Here is a 19,495-nt window from a genome sequence, read left to right as displayed (position 1 = left end):
CTAATGTTTGTTAGCTTGAGTATTAACGCAAATAATGGCCCTGCTCGACGCTGTGTAAAATGCCGTCGCAGGCCCCTGCAAATAAGGGCATTTTTTTAATTACTTTATCAAATTGCCCTAATTTTAAAGCACTTTCTAGCTCTTCACACAGCTTGTGCAGTTTGGGCACACCGGTGTAACAGCATGCACCGTGTAACTGATGCACAAAAGCTTGCATTTCCATAAAATTTTGGCTTTTAAAACATTGTTCTATATTGGACTGTAGGCCGGGTAACTGTTTAACAAATTGCTCAAGAATTTCTACTGCTGCTTCTTCATTGTGATTGGTGCGTTTTAATGCCGATGTCCATTCAAAATGAGCCAACTCTGGTGGTGTTTCTTCAACTTGCTGGCACCACCTTATGATTAAGTCGACTAAGTCAGAGATATTGATGGGTTTAGGTAAATAGTCGTCCATACCTGAAGCAAGTAGACGATCTTGCTCTTCTTTAAAGGCATGAGCCGTGACCGCGATAATAGGCGTGCCAAAATTCAACTCTGTTTGACGAATGCGTTTGGTGGTTGCAATACCATCCATATTCGGCATTTGCACATCCATTAATATGAGGTCAAATTCATTTTCATAGCATTGTTTTACGGCTTCTTTACCGCTATAGGCTAAGGTCAATTGCAGGTCAGTATTTCTGAACCAAGTGGCGAGCAGACGCAAATTAATTTCCATGTCATCAACGGCTAACACGCGTGCCTTGGGCAAGTTTATTAGTCTTTGCTGAACTTGGTCTGCGGCGCTGACTGGGGGTAAGTGCAATAGGTTGCCTAAACGGCTGAAGGTCAGAGGTAAACGGAGTTTATGATCAAAAGACTCAATGAGATCACTATGTTGAATTAATGAATCGATTCCTGAGTACAGTAAGATTGATTGGTCAAAGGAGAGCTGCCGACTGATGGCAAAAATAGCCGGCAAGTCATTTTCTCTGTGACTCGGCACTGAGATAAAAATCATATCGTAATGATGGGTTAACTCACTAAGCACATTTAAGGATTCGACTCCTGTTACCGAAGCTCCAACATTTTTTAGTAACTTTACTGCACTATAGCGTGAGTAAGGAACAGGGTCGAAGTACAGGATATTTTTGCCTTGCCACTCACTGTCTTTGCGTAAACTTAATTTTTTATTTAGTAGATTGGTTCTAAGGGTAACAGTAAAGGTACTTCCCAAGCCTGGCGTGCTTTGGAGAGTGAGTTCGCCGCGCATTAAATTTACCAGCTCTTGGCAAATGACCAATCCGAGCCCCGTTCCTTGATATGAGCGGCTGAGGGCGTCATCTACTTGAGAAAAGGCTGCAAACAGTTTTCGTCTGTCTTCGCGACTAATGCCTATTCCGGTATCTTCTATCTTAAACTCCAACTCGTATATGCCATGGTCTAAAAACGAGCCTTTTACTGCTAAGCCAATGTGACCTTGATCGGTAAATTTAAGAGCATTACCCAATAGGTTATTCAAAATTTGCTTTATGCGGTAACTGTCGCCAATCAGTTTTTCAGGTAAAGGCGACAAATCATAATTAAACCCTAAGTGTTTTAAATGGGCAGACTTAGCCATCACACTTACTAAATCTTCGATCATTTGGGTAGGTGAAAACGGGTTATTGTTTATTCGTAGCTTGCCGGCTTCAATTTTAGAAAAATCCAATACGTCATTGACGATAGTCAGTAAATTATCGGCAGCGGCATTAATAATACTGACCTGTTCTTGTTTTTCCGGGCTCAAATCTGATGAATGCAGTTCTTTACTAAAACCCAATATGGCATTGAGTGGGGTACGTATCTCGTGGCTCATATTAGCCAGAAACTGTGATTTTACGTTACTGGCATTGATAGCTTCTTTGCGGGCGATATCTAAACGGGCATTTTGCTCTTCAACTAATTCGATATTATTGCGCAAGTCATTAGTGGCTTGTGCTATCTCTAATTCTAGTTGATGGCGACTTTTATCCATTAAGGCGAGTGAAAACAAGCCTGCTTCTAAAAATACGCCGAATTGAAAGCAATAAGTGGTAAAGAAATTTGAGGGAAATATTCCTGCTAAGCTAAGCATGCCAATAATGGCTGCAGTGGCCAGAATACTCCAAGCGAAGATAAAGTAACGTGCTGCATAAAACTGATTGCTGTAGCTTTCAAAACCCGCAACGGTGTAACTGGTAATGGCTATTAGACTGACCAAATACACTAAACTTGATTGCCACAATGGTGGGAACAGATTAATGACAGAGCAAAAACCAAGGACAATAAGTAAGATAAGGCTCGATCGCACTACAACAAAGGTTTTTGGCGCTGTTACTTTGATATCCAAAAATACGCAGGTAAATAGGCCAGAAAAAACGCCAATAATGATGAAGATAAGATCGGTGTGTTCATTTTCCCAGCGTGAAAACGCCTCTGGCATAATTAAATGCGAGTGCCCGCTCCAAACAAACTGCCACACAATGACAGCAGCAATATATCCCACATATGCAATTAGACTTTTTTCTTTAATTCCTATAAACAAAATGAGATTGTAAATCGCTAAAATCAGCAGGCCGCCATAAAACAAACCCCATAATAGATTGTCGTAAAAGTTTGTTCTTTCATGGGAGGCGTGGGTTTGAATATCAACCGGCGCAATTAGGCTAGCGTGAGGGCTTTGAATGCGAATAAATAAAGATAGAGTTTGGGCATAGGGCAGTTCAGTTTTAAGGGTAGGTAAACGATAGTGTTGGCCAAAGCGCGCCTTACCTTGTTGCGCTTGGGCGATGACTTTGTCATCCATCAATAAGTAGATGTCCACTTTTTCTAACTGACTAAATGCTACATCTATGACCCAGTCTTCAACATCAGTGACGTTACTTATGGTGGTATATAACCAAGCGCCTTTGTCAGTTAAACCGTAATTAGGATTATCGCCAGATTGCCAGTTAAATTTATCGATTAATTGTGCCGCTTGTTGAACGGTCAATTGCTGCTCTTCTTCAAACATTATCTTGAGCTGGCCAGACAAACGAATGGTGTTTTCCGTTTCAAGCAATTGGATGGTGCTTTGAGAATAAGCAAGACTCGGAATGAGTAGCAGTAAAATAACAATGAAACGACGAATAGGCAGTGGCATGTCAAATCTAACTGGGAAAAGTCTATAGCCTATTTAACCATTTGCAGCTTGCCTTAGGCAATCTCTACCGCTCGACTCTTAGATAACGTATGATAAAAATAGAAAATTTCATTAAAAATAGAAGCTTATATGTTAACTACAAGATCTTTAATTACTCTGACAGCAATGTTTATATGCCATGTGAGTAGTGCCGCACAAACGTCATTACCAATAGAAAAACTCACTTTACCCGAAGGTTATCACATCAGTATTTTTGCCAATGAAGTGAAAAATGCACGGCAAATGGCGATCAGTGAAAGCGGCATTGTGTTTGTTGGAAGCCGTGAAGCGGGTGTGGTGCATGCCGTTATTGATAGCGATAAAGACGGTGTAGCAGATAGGGTGATTAACATTGCTCAGAATCTGAACATGCCCTCTGGTTTAGCCATACGAGATGGCGATTTATATGTGGCAGAGGTGGATCGTATTCTAAAATATACAGACATCGAGGCCCACTATACTCACTTACCTGCACCTGAAGTTGTGGTGAGCGGCTTACCAACAGAAAAGCACCATGGCTGGAAATATATTGATTTTGGTCCAGATGGTTGGCTATACGTGCCTATTGGTGCTCCTTGTAATATATGCGAAACCACCGGCACAGCGCGTTTTGATGATCCTAGATTTGCATCGATTTTACGCTTTAACCTCAGCACCGGTGAAAAACAATGGGTAGCTAAAGGCGTGCGTAACAGTGTCGGTTTTGACTGGCATCCACAAACGCAACAGTTTTGGTTTAGCGACAATGGTCGGGATATGTTAGGTGATGATATCCCTCCTTGTGAGATAAATGCAGTAGAGACGCTAGGAGAGCATTTTGGCTATCCGTATTTTCATGGTGGCAGTATTGCTGACCCTGAGTTTGGAGAAAATAAAAATATGGCTGACTATACTGTGCCTAAGCTAAATTTGATGGCGCACGTTGCCCCACTTGGTGTGCACTTTTATGCTGGCTCAATGTTTGAAAATACCATGAATAATCGCCTGTTTGTGGCAGAACATGGTTCATGGAATCGCACTCAAAAGTCAGGTTATCGGGTGATGATGGCGTCCGTAAAAGCGGGCCAGGTCATAGCTTATGAGCCTTTTGTACAAGGATGGTTAAATGATGATAATACAGCGTGGGGCCGCCCCGCTGCTATTACCACAATGGCTGACGGTAGTATGTTAATCGCAGATGATTTCGCCAATGTGATTTATAGGGTAACCTACCAAAAGCCTTAAAACAGGTTGTAGCGGTGTAAGGCTTGTATTAGATTTTCATTATGGCGTATTGTGCAACACGAAGGTGAGCACAAATATGCGACAAACGGCTGAAAAAAGCCTACGACCCTACTCAATAGAAAATAACAATACATAGCGAACCCAGTTTTATATGAGTCAAGATACGATAATCAACAAAGACGGCATCGAACAGTTGGCGATGCGTCACTTCACTGAGCAGTCTTACCTAAACTACTCAATGTACGTCATTATGGACCGAGCGTTACCGCATATCGGTGACGGTTTGAAACCTGTGCAGCGCCGTATTGTTTATGCCATGTCTGAGCTTGGTTTAAGTAATAACGCCAAATACAAAAAGTCTGCCCGTACTGTGGGTGACGTATTAGGTAAGTTTCATCCTCATGGTGACTCAGCGTGTTACGAAGCCATGGTTTTAATGGCACAACCTTTTTCTTATCGATATCCTTTGGTTGATGGACAAGGAAACTGGGGAGCACCTGACGATCCAAAATCTTTTGCAGCCATGCGTTATACCGAATCTCGCTTGTCTAAATTCAGTGAAGTGCTGCTGACTGAACTCGGCCAAGGTACAGTCGATTGGCAACCAAACTTTGATGGCACCCTTGACGAACCCAAAGTATTACCTGCACGTTTACCTCATATATTGTTAAATGGTATTACCGGTATCGCAGTTGGTATGGCTACCGATATACCACCGCACAACGTGCGTGAAGTGGCCAATGCTTGTGCCTTGTTATTGGACAACAGTAAAGCTGAGTTGAGTGAGTTATTAGCCTTTGTACAAGGGCCAGATTACCCCACTGAAGCAGAAATCATCACGCCAAAAGACGAAATTGCTAAGATTTATGAAACGGGTCGCGGCTCTATTAAAATGCGTGCGGTATATCATGAGGACAATGGCGATATTATTATTACTTCTTTGCCCCATCAAGCGTCCGGCGGGAAAATTTTAGAGCAAATAGCGGCGCAGATGCAGGCTAAAAAATTGCCAATGGTCAGTGACTTACGTGATGAGTCCGACCATGAAAACCCGACTCGTTTGCTGATTACCCCACGCTCGAATCGCATCGATGTAGAGCAATTGATGCAACACTTGTTTGCCACCACTGATTTAGAAAAAAGCTATCGCGTTAATATCAATATGATTGGCTTGGATGGCCGTCCTCAAGTGAAAAACTTGCGGCAAATATTAAGTGAATGGTTGGTGTTTAGAAAAGACACTGTGGTGCGCCGCTTACAGTACCGTTTAGATAAAGTACTAGCAAGACTGCATATTCTTGAAGGTTTAATGATTGCCTTTTTGAATATTGACGAAGTTATTCGAATTATTCGTTACGAAGAGCACCCCAAACAAGAGTTGATGAGTCATTTTGCTTTATCTGATATTCAGGCCGAAGCAATCCTTGATCTTAAATTACGCCATTTGGCCAAATTAGAAGAGATGAAAATAAAAGGCGAGCAGGATGAACTCGCCTTAGAACGCGATCAATTACAACTATTACTGGGTTCTGATCAGCGTTTGAAAACCCTTATCAAAAAAGAAATTCTTGCTGCAGCTGAACTGTACGGGGATGATCGACGTTCACCTATTGTGGCCCGTGGTGAATCCAAAGCCTTAAGTGAAAAAGAGCTCATGCCTTCAGAGTCAGTGACCGTGGTGTTATCTGAAAAAGGCTGGGCACGCTGTGCTAAAGGGCATGATGTGGATGTGAAAGGCTTAAGTTACAAAGCCGGTGACAGTTATTTAACCAGCGCTAAAGGTCGAAGTAATCAACAAGCCGTATTTGTTGATTCATCTGGTCGTACTTTTTCTTGTGACGCTCACAGTTTGGCGTCAGCCAGAAGTCAAGGAGAGCCATTAACGGGACGTTTCAACATTGTAGGCGGTGAAACCGTTGAACATGTGGTGATGGGCAAAGATGAGCAGCAATATTTAATGGCTTCAGATGCGGGTTATGGTTTTGTGGGTCAATTCAGTGACATGGTAAGCAAAAACAAAGCGGGTAAAGCGTATTTGTCTTTGTCTAGTGGCGCGAAGGTGATAACGCCACAAGCCCTTCACAACTTAGAATCCGATTGGTGTTTGGCTATTTCCAGCGAAGGACGCATGTTGATGTTTCCCCTTCGCGATCTTCCCATCCTAGGCAAAGGGAAGGGCAATAAATTGATCAGTATCCCCTCGGCTAGAGCTGCTTCGCGAGAAGAGTATGTCAAGGTGCTGACTGTGGTACCTGACGGTGCCAGTATTAAAATATTGTCTGGTAAACGGGGTATGAGTTTATCTGCCGCTGATTTAAGTCACTATCAAGGCGAGCGAGGGCGTCGAGGAAATAAGCTTCCACGAGGTTTACAGCGAGTGGATGGGGTTGAAGTTGAATTAAGTAAAACAGCGCCAAACCCAGCAGATATGTCTGAAGAACATTCGGTATCAAGGGGTGATAACACTGAATAAGTGTTTTGACTTTACGGTTTATCACGTTTTAGAACGCCTACGTGTTAAGACCGATTAATAGGGAAAACAGGTATGCGTCAAGTTGCTAGAATTTTTATTATGTTAGCTGCGGTGTGTTTATCCGCCTGCGAACAGAGCCATAACGAAGTTGAAGTCAACTTTATCGAAATCAATCAAGGACGAGTGAAAGGGCATTTCATTCCTCAACTGGAAGTGGTGTCTTTTAAAGGGATCCCTTATGCACAAGCGCCAGTTGGTGACAGGCGGTGGCAAGCCCCTCTCCCCGCTACGAAGTGGCGGGGTGTGCTAAACGCTGACGACTTCGCTCACAAATGTATGCAAAACCCCCTGTTTAGCGATATGCAATTTCGTGCGTCGGGTATGAGTGAAGATTGCTTATTCTTGAATATTTGGGCGCCTCAGGAGCGCACAGAGCAAAAATTCCCTGTGTTGGTGTACTTTTATGGCGGTGGTTTTATTGCCGGTGATGGCTCTGAAAATCGTTATGACGGCGCAGATATGGCATCAAATGGCATTCTCACAGTAACAGTCAATTATCGTCTTGGTGTGTTTGGTTTTATGGCTCATCCACAGCTGAGCAGCGAAAGTGCTTATGCTGGCTCAGGCAATTATGGTTTACTCGATCAACAAGCGGCCCTCATCTGGGTCGCACAGAATATTGCGGCGTTTGGCGGCGATCCGAAACGGATTACCATTGCAGGCGAGTCTGCGGGTTCAATTTCTGCTAGCGCTCAAACCCTTTCTGCAAAGTCTATCCCGCATATTCATGGTGTCATCGGAGAAAGTGGCTCTATTATGGGGCGTTTTGTGTCATCTTTAGCCCAAAGTGAAAGTCAAGGTTTAGCGCTTGCGGAAGCGGTACTCGAGGGTGAGGATCTGAGTATTGCCGCGTTGCGCGCCTTGCCCGCAGATGAGTTATTAAAGCGCGCAACTCAAGCCGGATATCAACAGTTGCTGCCCACAATAGACGGTAAATTCCTCACTGATACCCCACAAAAATTGTTCGAAACCAAAAAATTTGCTGATGTGCCAGTGTTGGCTGGGGTCAATTCTCAAGAAGGTAGTTATCAACAATTATTTGGCGAAGAAGAAGTGACTCAAGAAAACTACCTGCTGGCCTTACAAAAACTTTATCCCGATAATTTTAGGAAGATTGCCGCCTTGTATTCAGGTGAAAGCACAGAAGAGCTTAAACGGGCAGCGCAAGACTTGATGAGTGATCGCTTCATCAGCGAGTCTACGTGGAAGTGGATTAATGCAGCAACCACTTATGGCTCTGCTGACTCGTACTACTACCTTTATGACCATATACGACCGGCCATGAAATCAATTTACAATAGAGGTCAGCGTCAGGAAATATCTGATATGGGGGCGGTGCATTCTGCTGAAATTGAGTACGTATTAGGAAACTTAGATACCAACCCCATTTACGAGTGGGAAAAAGAAGACTTTGAGGTATCTACTATGGCGCAGCAGTATTTCATTAATTTTATTAAATCCGGTAATCCCAACGGAGAACATTTACTCCCTTGGCCCAAATTTAATACTCAGCAACAGCTTGTTATCAAATTAGAGCCCTTTATTACTGATCTGAAAAAAGTAGAAGAGCGCTATTTGGGCTTATCGGGTCTATAAATAACATTCTTATGCTTTATTTGGGCTCAATAGCACTTACATACCGTTTAACTGAGAGCAATGAGCCGCTTAGACCTAAGAAAACCGAAACAGACAACATAATTAACAAGGTGCCACCGTCTATGCCGGTCAGATTAAAGTTTTTCTGATAGAGTTCACTCACTGCTGAAATGCTGCTGCTCATCCACCATAATAAGAGTATCACTGCCATCCAAGCCAATACGCCCCCCAATAATCCGTACCAAAATCCAGTATATAAGAAAGGACGCTGAATAAATGCATCCGTTGCGCCGACTAATTTCATAACTAAAATCTCGTCTTTTTTATTAAGAATATTCAATCTTATTGTATTGCCAATGATTAATACCACTGCTAAAAACAGTAAGATGGCAATGACTGTAACAAGTTCTTGTGCCACGTTTAGTAGGGCGTGCAGACGTTCTAGCCATTCGATATCGAGTTTGCCAATATCGACTTCTCTTTCTTTGCGAAGTTTTTCTAGCAGCAAACGGGCCGCCGTAGGGCCCGCATGTCTTTCAGTCGGTATGACTAAAACAACATTAGGTAAAGGGTTTTTATCTAAATACGCAATGGCATCTCCAAAGCCTGATAGCTGCTTAAATTCCTGTAAAGCCTCATCGGCCGGAATAAAATGAATGGTGTCTATTTCGGGCCAAAGCTGAATGCGCTTCAATAATTGGTTGATATCACTTTGATTAATATCTTGCTTTAAAAACAAAGATATTTCAGAGGCTTGTTGCCAGCCAGAGCTGATATTTTCGGCATTCTTTACCATCACATAGAGCGTGCTAGGTAGGGTAATGCTCAGGCCTAACACGCCTATTGTCATGATTGACGAAATTCTTGAACGCCATAACTCACCCAAGCTACCTAAGGCTTGGCGCAGATGACTCACAAAAAACATTAAAAACCGTTGTATGGCAGAAACGTGTGATATTTGAGCACCTTGAGCGCGTCCTTTGAATAAGATACTCATGGTTAGCTTCTCTCCTGTTTTAATCTGTTGTGTTGCTGACACTTAGCCATAAAAATCATTTTCAGGCATCTCTTCAGTCAACCCGTCGGTAATCATCTGACCATTTTTCAGGGTCAATGTGCGGTATTTCATGCGTGCTATGAGGCCCAAGTCATGGGTAGCAATAAATACGGATACACCCGCCTGATTAAAATTTTCAAACAGTTTAATGATCTCCATTGATAGCTTAGGATCTAAGTTACCAGTAGGCTCATCCGCTAATAATAGAGGGGGTTTATTGACAATGGCACGGGCTATTCCAACTCTTTGTTGTTCACCGCCGGACAAGGTGATGGGAATATTCTTAATCTTGTCTCGCAAACCGACTAATTCCAAAGAGGCATGCACACGTTTGGTGATTTCTTTGTGTGAATAACCTTCGATGACCAATGGCAAGGCAACGTTATCGTAAACCGACTTATCCATCAAAAGTTGGTGGCTTTGAAATATCATCCCAATGTCGCGTCTGATGTAGGCAATTTGCTTGCGGGAAATATTGCTCAGGTCGTGGCCATTAATTAGCACCTTGCCCACAGTTGGACGTTCCATAATGCTAATTAATTTCAGGATAGTACTTTTACCTGCGCCAGAGTGACCCGTTAAAAAAGCCATTTCTCCAGGCTCAATATGAAAGTCAACTTTGCGTAAGGCTTGCTGACCCCCAGCGTATGTTTTGCTAACCTGCTCAAATTTAATCATAGTGTTTAATGGTGTTTCTGTTTTGATTGTGTTTTTTCATTACCTGAAAAAAGTGCTTCAACAAACTCTTTACTGTTGAAGGGGCGCAGATCTTCTATACCTTCACCCACACCAATGTAACGAATGGGTATTGGAAACTGATCAGCAATCGCAAAAATGACTCCGCCCTTTGCTGTGCCATCAAGTTTTGTTAGTGTCAAACCGCTTAAGCCAACCGCTTCATTGAAAAGCTTGGTTTGACTGAGTGCATTTTGCCCTGTACCAGCATCTAAGGTCAGCATGATTTCATGAGGCGCTTGTGGATCAATTTTCTTCATGACACGAACCACTTTTTTGAGCTCTTCCATTAAGTGGTCTTTATTTTGAAGACGGCCGGCGGTGTCGGCAATAAGCACATCAATATTTTTGGCCTTTGCTGATTGAAAAGCATCAAAGATAACAGATGCACTGTCTGCGCCGCTTTGCTGCGCAACCACAGGGATATTATTGCGCTCCCCCCATACTTGCAATTGCTCTACGGCCGCTGCACGAAAGGTATCCCCAGCGGCAAGCATGACCTTTTTGCCTTGCTGTTGAAATTGTTTAGCCATTTTGCCTATAGTCGTTGTTTTACCTACACCGTTTACACCTACCATTAAAATGACATAAGGCTTTTTATCGGCATCAATAGTGAGTGGGTTATCAACCGCGCTTAAAATGTCGACCATTTGCTGTTTGAGCAATTGAAACAAGGCATCGGCATCTTTAAGTTGTTTGCGGTCCGCGCTCTCTGTTAATTTGGCGACCATTTTACGTGTGGTGGTTATGCCAACGTCAGCGATAAGCAGTTGAGTTTCTAATTCTTCAAACAGCTCGTCATCAATGGTTTTACCGCGAAATAAATTAGCCAAGCCACTACCAATACTTTCAGTAGTGCGTGATAAACCCTTTTTTAAACGCGCAAATAAACTTAATTCCTCAGGGGCTTTTGCTACAACCTCAGTTTTTATCACGCCCTCAGTCGACTCTGGCGGCATCTCTTCAACCACTGGCAGGGTTCTTTCACTGCTGCCTATCACTGGATCATCGGAAACTTGCGCCGCAGCCTTTTGAATTTCAGCTAGCTCAGGGGCTTCTTCAGGTTCATTTTTTGTCGCCGTATCGTCGGTGGAAATTGGCTCGACGGGCTGTGACGTCTCTTCTTTCTTTTTGTCTTTACTTAGCCAGCTAAAAAACTTTGACATATTTTTACTAAATCCTTGGGAAATTCGTGGGTTATTTGAGATAAACTACTACTCAGTGTGGGCAATAATAGCATTTCAAAGACCAATGAAGCGAGGCGTAAAACCATCAAAGCAGCCATCAGGCTCAATCCGGATTATTAGCGGCCGGTGGCGCGGCAGTAAATTACCTGTTGCAAACGTGCAAGGACTCAGACCTACAACGGATCGTAACAAAGAGACCTTATTCAATTGGCTAATGCCTTATGTGCAAAATGCCAGGTGCCTTGATGTTTTTGCGGGCAGTGGCGGCCTAGGATTTGAAGCTTTGTCTCGTTATGCAAAACATGTGGATTTTATAGAGTTAGACAAGGCGGCGGTGACCAACATTCAGCAAAACTTAGTCAAATTAAAAGTGGAAAACGAGCTTGCAAAGGTCATAACAGGCAATGCCTTGCAAGTGTTACCAGGTCTAAAACAGCAATTTGATATTATTTTTCTTGATCCGCCTTTTTACCAAAATTTACTTCCTGAAACTTTGCGCCTCATTCATGAGCATCAAGTATTAGCGCCTTCTGGCATTATTTACATCGAGTGCGAGCAACAAGCTGCCGACTATGTAGTGCCCGTTCACTGGCTGCTCCTTAAAGAGCGGCAGGGCGGTCAGCTTTGCGCCCGGCTTTATCAAAACTAACGTTTTTTAAATACAACTAGTTATGCTTATATTGACTAACTAATTGATTTCAATGCCAATATTACTTATTCCTGGTTCGGTTGCAAAGGTTTTTAAAAGTTTGCATGTTGAGGCATTATGCGGATGTTTTTTTATCAAGACTAGAAGTTCTTTTTGAACTTCAATTTCCCACTGCATCAGAGGATGGGCTTTAATTTCAGCATCTGATATTTCGCCATCAGCGGTTGCCTCGATAAATGCTTCAACGCCACCTTGAGACAGTTTACTCACGACGACAGCCCCTTGTGGATCCTCACCTTGAATCAATAAAATAATAGCTGTCATCGACATGGCGACATCGAGTGCGGGGTATACACCATAGTTATCAAAATCAGCGGTATCAGGAACGGCAGTTTCGATTTTTTCTAATTGTGCTGTAAAGTTTATTTTAGCCTTTGGTGATGCCAGCCAATCCCAAATGGCATCTAAGCTATTACGGTAGAGACTTGGATCGGCAAATTCGGTTACTTCACAAAATAGCGTATAGTTAGGCAGCATTCTTTCAAGTAAGGTTGCAGCATAAGCAACCGCTTGCCATCCCTCCAAATCTCTGACTTCTTGAAATACGGTTAATTTTTTTAACAAGGGTGAATCCTTCATTTAGGGTAGTTGGTAATATTGGCCAACGCCATCGAGTAACATTTGAATCGAAATCATGATTAATATCATGCCCATCAAACGCTCAATCGCGGTTAAACCGCGTTCTCCAAGTAATTTATGAAACAATCCAGAGAACATCAAAATAGTAGCAGATATAAACCAAGCCAGACCAAGAGCAATCGTCCAGTCCATCATGCGATTGTGATCTTGATTGGCCAATAAAATCAGTGCAGCAAGTATAGAAGGGCCTGCAATCATTGGGATAGCCAATGGAACGATGAATGGCTCTTCTCCCGGTGGCAAACCGGTAACACCTCCTGGCTGAGGAAATATCATTTTCAGGGCAATCAGAAACAAAATGATCCCTCCGGCAATACTAACCGTTTCTTGTTTAACGCTTAAAAAATTAAGCACTGCCTGCCCACTGTACAAGAATATCATCATGATAATGAGGGAAAATATAAGCTCTCGAACTAATACAATTCGCCTTCTTTTTGGCTCAATGGATTTCAATACAGACATAAAAATAGGGAGATTACCCAAAGGATCCATAATAAGAAATAATGTGATGGCAGCCGACCATGTATCCATTTTTTTTACCCTAAGTGTGTGTAGAACAGCCGTAGTTTAACGTATCTCAAGATCACTACCCAGTTATTCATAAAAAATAGTTTTAATTTCAAAGGCTTGATGCTTTAATTCAATTTACATTGCGTTTCGTCATCAGACATTATTCTACTTCGCAATAATCTTCACTAGCAAAACTAAACATTTACGCTTTAATTGTTTAGATTACTTTGCTGAAAATAACTAAAAAGAGATAGAGGAAAACAAAGATGAGTCTAATGACCGTGGCGCAAGTAGCAGAATTTCTTGGTGTGCAAGAAGTGCGAGTTGAACGTCTTGAACGTGAAAGTTTGTTAATTGCCCAAGAAAAAGACGCAGATGGAAAACCATTATTTGATTCTACTGCCGTTGAACGTTACAAAGTGTTGGCTGAACGTTTGGGCGGTTTATAAAACACAGCGAATGAAGTGGCATACACACCACTCACTGTGTTGTTTCATTTAGCAGTCAGTTAGTGCTCGGGCAATGGTTCTGAAGCCCTGTGCACTGGCTCCTGCAGGCATTTGGTTACTCCCGTTTGAATGATATGCTGCCGCTAAATCTATGTGTAACCAACCTGTGCCATCCTCATTAACAAACCGTGATAAAAAACCCGCGGCGTTTGAAGCACCACCTGCGCCTCCCCCTTTTTGTACCCGACTGTTCGCCGTATCGGCAAAATTAGAAGGGCATTTTTCGCGATGCCATTTTTCTAGTGGAAGACTCCAAGCTAATTCTTTCTCTTGTTCTGACCACGCTAATGCCCGTTGTAGCAGTGTTTTGTCTAAAGCAAAAAGCGCATTATATTCATTGCCTAATGCGACCTGAGCTGCGCCGGTCAAAGTTGCAGCGTCGATAATTAAGGGCGCTGAGGTTTCACTGGCAGCAATCAACCCATCCGCTAGCACTAAACGGCCCTCTGCATCTGTATTAACGATTTCTACCGACGTTCCATTTTTATAGGTTATAACGTCGCCGAGTTTAAAAGCATGGCCACTGACTAAGTTTTCTGCACAACACAAAAATACCTTAACCCGTTTACTGAGCCCGCGCATGATGGCTAAACCTAAGCCGCCTATTACGGTTGCTGCGCCGCCCATGTCGCACTTCATATGTAACATGCCTTCACTTGATTTCAGGCTGTAACCACCGCTGTCAAAGGTAATACCCTTGCCAACCAGACAGGCTGCGACGGGTAAACTGCTATCACCACTGGGATTAAAGTCGATTTCAGCTAATACCGGAGGACGGGAGCTACCTCGGCCTACTTGATAAATGCCATGCCATCCTTGTTGATGAAGTTCTTCACCCACAACAAGACGACTACTGATTGCATGGGGGGCAATGGAGCTTAACCAAGCAATACTTTGTTCGGCTAATAGCACCGGAGAAAGTGCCTCTGGGGTGGCATTGATTATTGCACGGGTAAACTGCATGGCGTCAAACCGGTTTTGTAATTCGACTTTATCTGCATTACTTAACCATTCAATCTGGGTTGGCTTTTTCGCCGAGGCAAAGCTTTGAGCAAAGGCCCACTGTTGTTCTATATACCAGTTACCAACAAATTTTACCTGTAATATGCCCATTGCATCGATAAGGCGTGCGGCCCTTTGAATTAAACCACAATCAGCCAATGGGTTTTGTAGATGAATTTTTACCTGATTACTTGCTGTTGAAACCAGGGCGCCAGGGGCATAATAGGCAGGAATAGGATCGGTAGTTAAAGAGATGTCACAGAACGTCATATTAGCTCCAGTAGAGTCAGAGGGCTAAATACTATCAGGTCTTTAGTCACTGTGGAGAAAAGCTTAGTGTTGTACGGTAAAAAATTAATCAAAGGTAGGTTAGTCAAACGGTATAAACGTTTTTTAGCGGATGTGAAGTTAGATGACGGGAGCGTGGTCACTGCTCACTGCGCCAATACGGGTGCAATGACCGGATGTGCAGAGCCTGGTTGGCAAGTGTGGCTATCGCATAGTGATAATCCAAAACGAAAACTGGCTTACAGTTGGGAACTAGTCAAGACCGATCAAGCGCATTGGATTGGTATTAATACACATAAGGCTAATGATCTCGTCGCTGAGGCCTTGGCAGACAATAGAATACCTGAGCTTAAGGGTTATACCCATATAAAAAGAGAAGCAAAATATGGCGTAGAAAACAGCCGAGCTGATTTTTTGTTATACGATGAGCAGCGGCAAGATTGCTATGTCGAAGTCAAGTCAGTCACATTATTGCAAGATCAACAAGGGTATTTTCCTGACACTGTGACAGTGCGTGGTCAAAAGCATTTACGTGAATTAGCCCAATTAGTCAGTGAAGGTAAACGCTCAGTTTTACTCTTTTGTGTGCAACATAGTGGCATTGATTCAGTAAAAGTCGCGCGCCATATTGATGCTGCCTATGCAAGGGAATTTATTAAGGCTAAAGCAAAAGGAGTAGAAATATTGGTTTATAGCGTCAGTATGTCGCCAGAAAAAATCTTTATAAATCAATCCATCCCCTTTAAATGTTAAATTAGCGGTTGATTTTTCTCGCCGGATCGCCATATTGCGCAGCTTACTTTGATTTTCGCGTGTGTTGCTTAAGGTAAAAGCGCAAAAAATTGCCTGTGCAAGGGCTTTCTGATATACATAGCCGCCTGCATATTTCAACTCGTGCAGTAGTTTAGGAGAATTGGCAAATGCCAACAGAAAAAACAACAAAAACACTTGGTTTACTCGCGCTTGCAGGTCTTACTCCTTATATAGAGAAAGACGGCGAAGAGTATATGAACGATAAGCAAATGGAGCATTTTCGTTTATTGTTGAAAGCTTGGCGTGATCAACTACGTCAGGAAGTCGACCGTACTGTTCATCATATGCAAGATGAAGCGGCTAATTTCCCCGATCCTGTGGATAGAGCAGCACAAGAAGAAGAATTCAGCTTAGAACTACGCACCCGTGATAGAGAGCGTAAGTTGATTAAAAAAATCGAAAAAACCTTAAAACGTATTGAAGAAGACGATTTTGGTTTTTGCGATGCTTGCGGAATCGAAATCGGCGTACGCCGCTTAGAAGCGAGACCTACAGCTGATTTATGCATCGATTGCAAAACAATGGCTGAAATTAAAGAAAAACAGCTGCAAGGTTAATCCTGCCGCCGGTAGTGTCCGTGTTGCAAGACGGCAGCACGGCCACCACTACATAACTTCTGTGCATCTTATATGCCTACTTTGCCCCATCAACACACGTCTAATTATGTAGGACGTTTTGCGCCTTCGCCATCCGGCCCATTACACTTTGGTTCTTTAGTTACCGCCTTAGGCAGTTATTTACAGGCTAAACAATCACAAGGTAAATGGCTTGTTCGTATAGAAGATATTGACCCACCCAGAGAAGTCGCTGGTGCCAGTGAGCAAATTCTAAATACCTTGGCGCAACACGGTCTGAATTGGGACGATGAGCCTGTTTTTCAAAGTCAGCGTTCGGCGTTATATCGCCAAAAAATCGCCTGGTTGCTTGAGCATAACTATACCTACTTTTGTGATTGTACTCGTGCTGAGTTGGCAGCGCTTGCACCAAAAACCTTGTGCTGTTGTGCGACACAGTCAAATTTTAAAAAGCATGCCGCTATACGCTTCAAAAATAGTAAGCATATTAAGACCTACTTTGATGAAATACAGCAAGAGGTAAGCCATCGCGATAGCGAGGTGCAATTTGCCATTAAACGCAAGGACGGTTTATTTGCCTATCAACTAGCAGTCGTAGCAGATGATATTGCTCAGGGCATCACCCAGGTCGTACGTGGTGCTGACTTATTGCACGCCACCTTTTATCAACTTGCCTTGTACCAGGCGTTTGGTCATAAGCCACCGTCATTTGCCCATTTACCCCTTGTACTAAGCCCAAATGGTAGCAAGCTCAGCAAGCAAAATCATGCGCCCGCTATTGATAACCAGCAAGTTGAGTTGAATCTATTTCATGCTATGTGCTTTTTGGGTTTATCACCGCCAAAATCTTTGCAAACTACAACAGTTAAAGAGATCTTAAATTGGGGCATAAACGCGTGGCAACTCAGTGCAGTACCGCCTGAAGTTGCCTGCAATGACAATAGAATTAAGGCGTTATACAGTATATGATTAGCGCCGATTTTTCGACTTAACTCAGTCAAGGAGTACAGATCATTATTTCTCGAGTCATCGACAAGGTAAAAGATGCTTTGCGCGGCAAAGCTGTGGTTCAACCAGCCAAGCTAAGTGTTGCGATAGTGCCTCGTGCCGATCACCCCATTTCCCGCGACGATATTAGCGAAAACGCACTTAAAGTATTGTATCGCCTGCACAACGCTGGATATCAGGCTTATCTGGTGGGGGGGTGTGTGAGAGATTTACTTTTAGGTAAAGAGCCAAAAGATTTTGATGTCACCACTAATGCTACGCCCGAACAGATCAAAGGTTTGTTTCGTAATTGTCGTTTAATCGGCCGCCGTTTTCGTTTGGCACACATTGTTTATGGTAGAGAAGTGATAGAGGTTGCGACATTTCGTGGCCATCATCAAGACAGCGACGATACAAATGATGAAGACAGTGCCGACACTTCTGATTTGAGTAAACAAAGTGACCATGGTCAGTTATTACGTGATAACGTTTTTGGTAGCATTGAAGAAGATGCCCAGCGCCGAGATTTCACTATAAACGCCATGTATTACAACATTGCTGACTTCTCGATCAGCGATTTTGCAGGTGGTATGGCGGCGATAAAAGCCAAAGAAATTGCTCTCATTGGTGACCCAGAAACCCGTTACCGTGAAGACCCAGTGCGCATGCTGCGTGCAGTGCGATTTGCAGTTAAATTGAATATGCGTATCAGTGATAAGAGCGCCAAGCCTATTAAAGAGCTCGCGCCCTTATTAGGCAATATTCCAGCAGCACGACTGTTTGAAGAAGTGCTGAAGTTATTGCTTTCAGGCCAAGGTTTGGCGACCTATCGTTTGCTGGACACTTATGATCTATTTGAGCCTTTGTTTCCGCAACTTGGCCCACTGCTAAGTGATAAAAATAGCCGAGAAGTGCGCTTTGTTGAACAAGTGCTGACCAACACGGATAATCGAATTAACACCGGCCAACGGGTCACCCCTGCGTTTATTTTTGCCGCTTTTTTATGGTATCCCCTAGAAGAACGTTGTCAGCAGTTGATGGTTGAAGGGGGCTTAACTCATTTTGATGCCTTCAACTTGGCATTAAATGACGTACTGCATAAACAAATTCAGCGCATCATGATTCCTAAACGGTTTAGCATGCCCATTCGCGAAATTTGGCAGTTGCAGCTCCGATTATCCAAACGTTTTGGTCGTCGTGCTTATCAGATGCTCGAAAATCCTAAGTTTCGTGCGGCCTATGACTTTTTGTTGTTACGGGCTGATGTAGAAGGCGGCGCCTTACTTGAACTAGCTGAATGGTGGACAGAATTTCAATCTGCCGACGAACAAGGGCGTAAAAATTTACTGGCAGACTTACGGAAAGCGGAAGGTTCAGCCCCAGCAACTAAACGTAAACGTCGCTATCGCGCAAAGCCGAAGAAAGCTGAATGATAGACGTATACCTTGGCTTAGGCAGTAATCTTGCTGAGCCTAGTCTGCAAATTAGTCGTGCTTTAGAAGCTTTGGCGCATCTTGGTCAAACTACGGTTCTGCGCTGTTCTAGTTTGTACGCCAGTCGTCCCATGGGGCCGTCAGATCAACCAGATTATGTGAATGCTGTTGTGCACCTACAAACTTTGTTGACGCCAGTGAGCCTATTGGCGGCTACGCAGAAGATTGAATTACAGCAAGGTAGAGTGCGTAAAAATGAGCAATGGGGGCCGCGCACACTGGACATTGATATATTATTGTACGGCAATGAAATTATTAATTTACCGCAATTGGTGGTGCCACACTATGGTATGAAAGTACGAGAGTTCGTGCTTTATCCTTTGCTTGAGATTAGCCCAAATCTGCGATTGCCTGATGGCGAAAATGTCACAGATGTCATTAAAAACTGTTCTCTTAACGGTCTCTGTGTTTTGTCTTGTGCCCCCCCTTTCTAGATATTCACAGAAAAGTCAGT

General features: G+C 43.2%; 17 protein-coding genes. 10 read left to right on the top strand and 7 right to left on the bottom strand.

Annotated elements, in window-relative coordinates; genetic code table 11:
* Positions 1–22: 22 nt before the first annotated feature.
* On the bottom strand, positions 23–3,145 hold the full coding sequence (locus ACEN2L_RS02675) for a 7TM diverse intracellular signaling domain-containing protein (protein ID WP_441741599.1): 3,123 nt from the start codon (positions 3,143–3,145) through the stop codon (positions 23–25).
* A gap of 129 nt (positions 3,146–3,274) precedes the next feature.
* Here ACEN2L_RS02675 and ACEN2L_RS02670 point away from each other — a divergent pair, with 129 nt between their 5' ends.
* From ACEN2L_RS02670 to ACEN2L_RS02660, 3 genes are all read left to right on the top strand, one after another.
* Positions 3,275–4,408 carry a PQQ-dependent sugar dehydrogenase gene (locus ACEN2L_RS02670; RefSeq protein ID WP_441741598.1) on the top strand — a complete coding sequence of 378 codons (1,134 nt, stop codon included), beginning with the start codon at positions 3,275–3,277 and terminating at the stop codon, positions 4,406–4,408.
* Between the two features lie 151 nt (positions 4,409–4,559).
* A complete protein-coding gene (gene parC / locus ACEN2L_RS02665) occupies positions 4,560–6,881 on the top strand; it encodes a DNA topoisomerase IV subunit A (RefSeq protein ID WP_306021285.1) in 2,322 nt (773 codons plus the stop codon).
* Positions 6,882–6,953: 72 nt separating this feature from the next.
* Entirely contained in the window at positions 6,954–8,537 is a 1,584-nt protein-coding gene (locus ACEN2L_RS02660) for a carboxylesterase/lipase family protein (RefSeq protein ID WP_441741597.1), read from the top strand.
* A 16-nt stretch (positions 8,538–8,553) separates the two neighbouring features.
* Here ACEN2L_RS02660 and ftsX read toward each other — a convergent pair whose 3' ends face one another.
* The 3 genes from ftsX to ftsY are packed head-to-tail and all read right to left on the bottom strand — an operon-like array spanning position 8,554 to position 11,495.
* Positions 8,554–9,534, bottom strand: a complete 981-nt coding sequence (gene ftsX / locus ACEN2L_RS02655) for a permease-like cell division protein FtsX (protein WP_306021287.1) — start codon at positions 9,532–9,534, stop codon at positions 8,554–8,556.
* 42 nt (positions 9,535–9,576) lie between these two features.
* Complete coding sequence (gene ftsE / locus ACEN2L_RS02650; RefSeq protein ID WP_306021288.1) at positions 9,577–10,272, bottom strand: cell division ATP-binding protein FtsE; 696 nt, start codon at positions 10,270–10,272, stop codon at positions 9,577–9,579.
* A 5-nt stretch (positions 10,273–10,277) separates the two neighbouring features.
* Positions 10,278–11,495, bottom strand: coding sequence for a signal recognition particle-docking protein FtsY (gene ftsY / locus ACEN2L_RS02645; protein ID WP_441741596.1), 1,218 nt, complete (start codon positions 11,493–11,495; stop codon positions 10,278–10,280).
* Between the two features lie 85 nt (positions 11,496–11,580).
* Here ftsY and rsmD point away from each other — a divergent pair, with 85 nt between their 5' ends.
* Positions 11,581–12,165 carry a 16S rRNA (guanine(966)-N(2))-methyltransferase RsmD gene (gene rsmD, locus ACEN2L_RS02640; protein ID WP_441741595.1) on the top strand — a complete coding sequence of 195 codons (585 nt, stop codon included), beginning with the start codon at positions 11,581–11,583 and terminating at the stop codon, positions 12,163–12,165.
* A 39-nt stretch (positions 12,166–12,204) separates the two neighbouring features.
* On the opposite strand, the gene ACEN2L_RS02635 is transcribed toward rsmD, so the two are convergent.
* Both ACEN2L_RS02635 and ACEN2L_RS02630 read right to left on the bottom strand, forming a co-directional pair.
* Positions 12,205–12,789 (bottom strand): YjaG family protein, encoded by a 585-nt coding sequence (locus tag ACEN2L_RS02635; protein ID WP_441741594.1) that lies wholly within the window; start codon positions 12,787–12,789, stop codon positions 12,205–12,207.
* Positions 12,790–12,804: 15 nt separating this feature from the next.
* Positions 12,805–13,395 (bottom strand): YhgN family NAAT transporter, encoded by a 591-nt coding sequence (locus tag ACEN2L_RS02630; RefSeq protein ID WP_306021292.1) that lies wholly within the window; start codon positions 13,393–13,395, stop codon positions 12,805–12,807.
* Positions 13,396–13,640: 245 nt separating this feature from the next.
* Between ACEN2L_RS02630 and ACEN2L_RS02625 the strand changes: the two genes are divergently transcribed.
* Entirely contained in the window at positions 13,641–13,823 is a 183-nt protein-coding gene (locus ACEN2L_RS02625) for a helix-turn-helix domain-containing protein (protein ID WP_306021293.1), read from the top strand.
* 48 nt (positions 13,824–13,871) lie between these two features.
* Here ACEN2L_RS02625 and pepB read toward each other — a convergent pair whose 3' ends face one another.
* Complete coding sequence (gene pepB / locus ACEN2L_RS02620; RefSeq protein WP_441741593.1) at positions 13,872–15,155, bottom strand: aminopeptidase PepB; 1,284 nt, start codon at positions 15,153–15,155, stop codon at positions 13,872–13,874.
* Positions 15,156–15,206: 51 nt separating this feature from the next.
* Between pepB and sfsA the strand changes: the two genes are divergently transcribed.
* The 5 genes from sfsA to folK all read left to right on the top strand — a co-directional run bounded on the left by sfsA (position 15,207) and on the right by folK (position 19,475).
* Positions 15,207–15,926 carry a DNA/RNA nuclease SfsA gene (sfsA, locus tag ACEN2L_RS02615; protein WP_306021295.1) on the top strand — a complete coding sequence of 240 codons (720 nt, stop codon included), beginning with the start codon at positions 15,207–15,209 and terminating at the stop codon, positions 15,924–15,926.
* Positions 15,927–16,093: 167 nt separating this feature from the next.
* Positions 16,094–16,543 carry an RNA polymerase-binding protein DksA gene (gene dksA / locus ACEN2L_RS02610; RefSeq protein WP_306021296.1) on the top strand — a complete coding sequence of 150 codons (450 nt, stop codon included), beginning with the start codon at positions 16,094–16,096 and terminating at the stop codon, positions 16,541–16,543.
* Between the two features lie 72 nt (positions 16,544–16,615).
* Positions 16,616–17,530: a tRNA glutamyl-Q(34) synthetase GluQRS gene (gluQRS, locus tag ACEN2L_RS02605; RefSeq protein ID WP_441741592.1), complete on the top strand. Its 915-nt coding sequence runs from the start codon at positions 16,616–16,618 to the stop codon at positions 17,528–17,530.
* 80 nt (positions 17,531–17,610) lie between these two features.
* Positions 17,611–18,981 carry a polynucleotide adenylyltransferase PcnB gene (gene pcnB, locus ACEN2L_RS02600; protein WP_441741591.1) on the top strand — a complete coding sequence of 457 codons (1,371 nt, stop codon included), beginning with the start codon at positions 17,611–17,613 and terminating at the stop codon, positions 18,979–18,981.
* Positions 18,978–19,475 (top strand): 2-amino-4-hydroxy-6-hydroxymethyldihydropteridine diphosphokinase, encoded by a 498-nt coding sequence (gene folK / locus ACEN2L_RS02595; RefSeq protein ID WP_441741590.1) that lies wholly within the window; start codon positions 18,978–18,980, stop codon positions 19,473–19,475. The genes pcnB and folK overlap by 4 nt, the downstream gene beginning before the upstream one ends.
* Positions 19,476–19,495 lie beyond the last annotated feature (20 nt).

Origin of the sequence: Flavobacterium sp. W21_SRS_FM6 (genome assembly GCF_052119645.1) — a bacterium.
Lineage (GTDB): Bacteria > Pseudomonadota > Gammaproteobacteria > Enterobacterales > Alteromonadaceae > Paraglaciecola.
The sequence above is the reverse complement of the archived record's forward strand: the minus strand, read 5'-3'. Positions and strand labels throughout refer to the sequence as shown.

Excerpts from the sequence above, each read along its gene's own strand:
- ACEN2L_RS02675 (WP_441741599.1), bottom strand. The coding sequence starts at position 3,145 with ATGCCACTGCCTATTCGTCGTTTCATTGTTATTTTACTGCTACTCATT.
- ACEN2L_RS02670 (WP_441741598.1), top strand. The coding sequence starts at position 3,275 with ATGTTAACTACAAGATCTTTAATTACTCTGACAGCAATGTTTATATGC.
- parC (WP_306021285.1), top strand. The coding sequence starts at position 4,560 with ATGAGTCAAGATACGATAATCAACAAAGACGGCATCGAACAGTTGGCG.
- ACEN2L_RS02660 (WP_441741597.1), top strand. The coding sequence starts at position 6,954 with ATGCGTCAAGTTGCTAGAATTTTTATTATGTTAGCTGCGGTGTGTTTA.
- ftsX (WP_306021287.1), bottom strand. The coding sequence starts at position 9,534 with ATGAGTATCTTATTCAAAGGACGCGCTCAAGGTGCTCAAATATCACAC.
- ftsE (WP_306021288.1), bottom strand. The coding sequence starts at position 10,272 with ATGATTAAATTTGAGCAGGTTAGCAAAACATACGCTGGGGGTCAGCAA.
- ftsY (WP_441741596.1), bottom strand. The coding sequence starts at position 11,495 with ATGTCAAAGTTTTTTAGCTGGCTAAGTAAAGACAAAAAGAAAGAAGAG.
- rsmD (WP_441741595.1), top strand. The coding sequence starts at position 11,581 with ATGAAGCGAGGCGTAAAACCATCAAAGCAGCCATCAGGCTCAATCCGG.
- ACEN2L_RS02630 (WP_306021292.1), bottom strand. The coding sequence starts at position 13,395 with ATGGATACATGGTCGGCTGCCATCACATTATTTCTTATTATGGATCCT.
- ACEN2L_RS02625 (WP_306021293.1), top strand. The coding sequence starts at position 13,641 with ATGAGTCTAATGACCGTGGCGCAAGTAGCAGAATTTCTTGGTGTGCAA.
- pepB (WP_441741593.1), bottom strand. The coding sequence starts at position 15,155 with ATGACGTTCTGTGACATCTCTTTAACTACCGATCCTATTCCTGCCTAT.
- dksA (WP_306021296.1), top strand. The coding sequence starts at position 16,094 with ATGCCAACAGAAAAAACAACAAAAACACTTGGTTTACTCGCGCTTGCA.
- gluQRS (WP_441741592.1), top strand. The coding sequence starts at position 16,616 with ATGCCTACTTTGCCCCATCAACACACGTCTAATTATGTAGGACGTTTT.
- folK (WP_441741590.1), top strand. The coding sequence starts at position 18,978 with ATGATAGACGTATACCTTGGCTTAGGCAGTAATCTTGCTGAGCCTAGT.